The following is a 4,752-nucleotide window of genomic DNA, read 5'->3' on the forward strand; positions in this document are numbered from 1 at the left end:
GTCGACCTGAGTGCCCTTGAACAGCGCGTCGGCGCCGATTTCAGCGGCGCGAAGGGCCGCGGCCGAATCAGTGGTGAAAAATGGATTGCCGGTGCCGCCGGCAAAGATCACCACCTTGCCCTGGTTCATGTAGGCGGTCGCCTGGCGCTGCGAAAAGCTCTCGCAAAGTTCGGGCATGGCGATCGCCGAAAGCACCACGGCGTCGACGCCGATCTTGTTCAACGACGTGCGCAGCGCCAGCGAGTTGATCACCGTGGCAAGCATGCCCATGTGGTCGCCGGTAACACGGTCGCCGCCCTTGGAGGCAACGGCCACGCCGCGAAAGATGTTGCCACCGCCGATGACGACGCCGACCTCGATGCCCAATGCACGCGCCTCGGCGATGTCGCCGGCGATGCGATCCACCACTGACACGTCAATGCCGAAATGCTGCTCGCCCATCAACGCTTCGCCCGACGCTTTCAGCAAGACACGTCGGTAGAGGGGCTTCACCGTCATCTGGGCCTCTTCATTTGCATGTGGCGCGTTCCGGGTGGCTGCTCTCGCGCAGGCGCGCCACCGAAACAATGGCGTTCCGATACACGAAGGACGCCGCGATGTCACGCGGCGCCCGACCCGGAATTCTCTCGCCTTTTGTCAACTCACGCCGGCAAATGCACCTTCCATGAGCAGGTCGGGGAAATAGCCCGCAGGCTTGCAGCCGACGGCCTGGCCCCCGGTAAGGCCACCCTGGATTTCCGGACCGAAGAACGAGTACGGGAACGGCGTGACCGGCAGGCTGACTGCGTCGAGCCTTGCCAGGAGCTCTTGGGGAATCTCGAAATCGAGCGCGCCGAGATTGTCCCTGAGCTGATCGAGCCTCGTCGCACCGATGATCACCGAAGCGACACCGGGCCGCGTTGCCGCCCAGTTCAAGGCGATTTGGGCCATGCCGCGGCCAAGCTCGCCGGCGACCTTTTCCAGTTCGGCAACGATTGCCCAGTTGCGGTCGGTGAATTTCTGGAAGCCGGGATTGGTCGAACCGCGCATCGCCTCCAGCCTGCCGCCGGCGTTGCTGATTGTATCTGAACGATATTTGCCGCTCAGCAAGCCGCTGGCCAGCGGGCTCCAGACCATGATGCCGGCGCCATAGCGCGTGCCGAACGGCACGAATTCATGCTCTATGTTGCGCTCGACCAACGAATATTCGAGCTGCAGCGCCGAAACCGGTTCATAGCCGCGCTGCTCGGCGATGGACTGCGCCCTGCTCGCGTACCAGGCGGGGACGTCGGAGAGACCGACATGGCGAATCTTTCCGGCGCGCACCAGATCGTCCAGCGTCCGCATCACCTCTTCCGGTGAAGTCAGCCTGTCCCAGGCATGCAGGACATAGAGGTCGATATAATCGGTGCCGAGCCGCTTCAGCGAGCCTTCGACGGCGCGGATGATGTTCTTGCGGCCGTTGCCGCCGGCATTCGGATTGCCCTGCTCCAGATTCATGCTGAACTTGGTGCTGATCACCGCTCTGTCGCGCAGACCGCGTTCGGCAACGAACTCGCCAAGCCAGGTCTCGGAGGTGCCGCCGGTATAGGCATCGGCCGTATCGAAGAAATTGCCGCCTGCCTCGACATAGGCATTGACCAGGGCGCGGGCCGTCTCCTTGTCGGCGCCCCAGCCCCATTCGGTGCCGAAGGTCATGGTTCCGAGCGCCAGCCGGGTGTACGAAGCCCGCTGCTGCCAAGGGTGTAGAAGGGCATGGTCATGATGTCGCTCCGATCCTGATCCAATCTTCAATGCCGATCCTGTCCGGGGGTCGTCTTGACCCACGGGTTGCCGCGTTCATGCGTCATGCGGAATGTGAAGCCGTCCACGCTCCAGTCGGCTCCCGAACGGGTCAGGTGGTGTTCGTAGGTGCCCCAGACTTCCCATAGCGGTTCGCCATTGCCTTCCATCCGGTTCCAGGCGTAGCCGTTGGAGGAGACAGTCGCGGCGTCGCCGTCGATGGCGACCTGATGGTTGGTGCGCAGGTGCAGGCTGGTCTTGTTGCCCCTGAGGTTGGCGGCCCAGGTCCCGATCAGGTCGTCCGACGCGATGGTGGCCGCAGGCTGCCCACTCAGGCTGCTGAAGTCGACGGTGACGCGGTCGGCGAAGTAACTACGGGCGAGCCGCCAATCCTGGGCATCGACCGCGCGGTCGATGGCATCGGCGATGCGGATGACGGCGCGCTCATCGGCGAGCGCGATTTCAGGGGACGATTCGGCTCCGCCGGCATCGACCGGCGCCAGCGCGATACCCGCCGCGAAGGTGGCATACCTCAATGCATTCATGTCTCTTCTCCTTTGCGCATCGGCCCGTCGCCGGTTTGCTGGCGACAATGTGGGCCAACAGGCCGGCATCAAAAAGATTGCATTATTCGCATGGACTATGCGATACTATGCATGAATGGATCGCGACCTGCTCAGCCACCTTCCCGTTATCGTCGCCGTGGCGCGGCGAGGCGGCTTTGCGCTTGCCGCTGCCGAACTCGGCATGAGCCCTTCGGCGGTCAGCCACGCTGTACGCCTTGTGGAGGAGCGCATCGGCCAGCCGCTCTTTGCCCGCACGACCCGCAGCGTATCGCTGACCGAGGCCGGTCAGGCGCTTATCGCGACGGCCGAGCCCGCGCTGCAGGATATCGCCGAGCGGATGGAGCGTATCCGCGGCATCAAGGGTCGCCCGGCGGGACTGCTCAGAATCAATGTATCACATATCGCCGTCCCGATGGCGGTGACGCCGGTGGTGACGGCCATGGCCGAGCGCTATCCGGATGTGACAGTGGAAATCTTTGCCAATGAAGGATTGGTCGATATCGTCGGCGAAGGCTTTGACGCCGGCATCAGACTTGGCGAAATGATCGCGCAGGACATGATCGCGATCCGGATGACCCCGCCATTCCAGGTGATCATCGTAGCGTCACCAGCCTATATCGGCCGGCATGGCCGCCCGCACAGCCTGGCCGATCTCGCCGCCCACAATTGCATCGGCTACCGTCTGGTGCGATCCGGCGCGGTCTATCGTTGGGATTTGACGGAAGACGGCAAGGACGTGGCCGTGGAAACGCGCGGCACCGCCATCGTCACCGATTCGCTTGCCGCGATCGACCTGGCGCTGTCGGGAATGGGACTGGCCTATGTGTTCGAGCCGCTGGTGCGCGCCGACCTGGCCGCTGGTCGGCTTGTCCAGGTGTTGCCGCAGTCGGCAATCGAGGAACCAGGCCTGTTTCTCTACTTTCCGCGCCGGGCGGCAATGGCACCGAAGCTGCGCGCCTTTGTCGACGTCACACAAGAATTCGGCCGGACACCCTCGCGAGCGCCCGGCCGAGTTGCCTGAGCCGAAAAGCTGCTTGGCAGCTTACTTCTTGACCGCTGCAGCGACTTCCGCGGCGAAATCGGTCTCTTCCTTCTCGATGCCCTCGCCCAGCGCAAAGCGCAGGTAGGCGGTGATCTTGGCCGGGGCGCCGATGTCCTTCTCGGCATCCTTCAGCGCCTTCTCGACAGTGATGTCGGGATTGAGCACGAAGGCCTGCTTCAGGAGCACGACTTCCTCGTAGAACTTGCGCAGACGGCCCTCGACCATCTTCTCGATGATCGCTTCCGGCTTGCCGGACTGGCGCGCCTGGTCGGAGAAGATCGCCTTCTCGCGTTCGACCGCGGCCGGATCGATCTGCTCTGCGGTCAGTGCCAGAGGGTTGGTGGCGGCAACATGCATGGCCACCTGGCGGCCAAAGGCGTTGGCTGCATGCTCATTGCCCGTGGTCTCGATCGCGACCAGCACGCCGAGCTTGCCAAGGCCGTCGGCAACCGCGTTGTGGACGTAGGTAGCGACAGCGCCGTGCGGGACGGTGAGCTTGGCCGAGCGGCGGAAGCCCATGTTTTCGCCGATGGTGCCGACAGCGTCCTTGATGGTGTCGGCAACCGACTTGTCGGAACCTGGATACTTTGCGGCGGCCACAGCCTCCGTCGTGCCATAGGCCAGCGCAACCTTGGCAACGTTGCCGACGATTTCCTGAAACGCGGCGTTGCGGGCCACGAAGTCGGTCTCGGAATTGACTTCCACGACGGCGGCTTCGCGCACGCCATTGTCGACGCCGATCAGACCTTCAGCCGCGGTGCGGCCAGCCTTCTTGTCGGCCTTGGAGATACCCTTCTTGCGCAGCCAGTCGACGGCCTCTTCCATGTTGCCGTTGGTCTCGGTCAACGCGGCCTTGCAATCCATCATGCCCGCGCCGGTCAAGTCGCGGAGTTCTTTGACCTGTGCAGCCGAAATGCTCATTGTCGCCTCTTTGTTTTAAATGCACCGACGCACCATCGGTATTCGATGGTGCGTCTGTTTAGCGTGCCAGAATATGAGAAAGATGAAGGCCGCAACCGGCCTTCGATTATCAAGCTTCGGGAGCTTCCGACGCCGGAGCCGGAGCCGGGTCGAGCGCGGGTTCGACCGGAGCTTCGACCGAAGCGCCGATGTCGACGCCGAGCGCGCCCTGCTGGCGGGCGATGCCGTCGATCGCAGCCTTGGCGATCAGATCGCAATAGAGCTGGATGGCGCGGGCCGCGTCGTCATTGCCGGGGATCGGGAAGTCGATCTTGTCCGGATCGCAGTTCGAATCGATGATGGCGACAACCGGGATGCCGAGGCGCTTGGCCTCGAGGATGGCGATCGCTTCCTTGTTGGTGTCGATCACGAACATCAGGTCGGGCGTCGAGCCCATGTCCTTGATGCCGCCCAGCGCCTTGT

Annotated in this window: 5 protein-coding genes and 1 pseudogene; 1 reads left to right on the top strand and 5 read right to left on the bottom strand. The window is 63.4% G+C overall.

Annotation, left to right across the window (positions count from 1 at the left end; all coding sequences use genetic code 11):
- The 3 genes and pseudogenes from EOD15_RS28695 to EOD15_RS28705 all read right to left on the bottom strand — a co-directional run.
- Positions 1-498 (bottom strand): uridine monophosphate kinase (locus EOD15_RS28695; RefSeq protein WP_148129676.1); only part of this gene is annotated, 498 nt, incomplete at its 3' end.
- A gap of 138 nt (positions 499-636) precedes the next feature.
- Positions 637-1,742, bottom strand: a pseudogene (locus EOD15_RS28700) (aldo/keto reductase).
- 27 nt (positions 1,743-1,769) lie between these two features.
- Positions 1,770-2,306: a nuclear transport factor 2 family protein gene (locus EOD15_RS28705; RefSeq protein ID WP_127321485.1), complete on the bottom strand. Its 537-nt coding sequence runs from the start codon at positions 2,304-2,306 to the stop codon at positions 1,770-1,772.
- A 115-nt stretch (positions 2,307-2,421) separates the two neighbouring features.
- On the opposite strand from EOD15_RS28705, the gene EOD15_RS28710 reads away from it, so the two are divergent.
- The gene (locus EOD15_RS28710) at positions 2,422-3,348 is read left to right on the top strand and encodes a LysR family transcriptional regulator (protein ID WP_127321484.1); all 927 of its coding nucleotides are present in this window, start codon (positions 2,422-2,424) and stop codon (positions 3,346-3,348) included.
- A gap of 21 nt (positions 3,349-3,369) precedes the next feature.
- On the opposite strand, the gene tsf is transcribed toward EOD15_RS28710, so the two are convergent.
- Both tsf and rpsB read right to left on the bottom strand, forming a co-directional pair.
- Positions 3,370-4,290, bottom strand: coding sequence for a translation elongation factor Ts (gene tsf / locus EOD15_RS28715; protein WP_127321483.1), 921 nt, complete (start codon positions 4,288-4,290; stop codon positions 3,370-3,372).
- Positions 4,291-4,399: 109 nt separating this feature from the next.
- A partial coding sequence (rpsB, locus tag EOD15_RS28720) for a 30S ribosomal protein S2 (protein WP_127409064.1) occupies positions 4,400-4,752 on the bottom strand: 353 nt, incomplete at its 5' end.

Origin of the sequence: Mesorhizobium sp. M7A.T.Ca.US.000.02.2.1 (genome assembly GCF_003996995.1) — a bacterium.
Lineage (GTDB): Bacteria > Pseudomonadota > Alphaproteobacteria > Rhizobiales > Rhizobiaceae > Mesorhizobium.

Bases quoted from the DNA above. Each gene is read 5' to 3' on its own strand.
- EOD15_RS28705 (WP_127321485.1), bottom strand. From the start codon at position 2,306: ATGAATGCATTGAGGTATGCCACCTTCGCGGCGGGTATCGCGCTGGCG.
- EOD15_RS28710 (WP_127321484.1), top strand. From the start codon at position 2,422: ATGGATCGCGACCTGCTCAGCCACCTTCCCGTTATCGTCGCCGTGGCG.
- tsf (WP_127321483.1), bottom strand. From the start codon at position 4,290: ATGAGCATTTCGGCTGCACAGGTCAAAGAACTCCGCGACTTGACCGGC.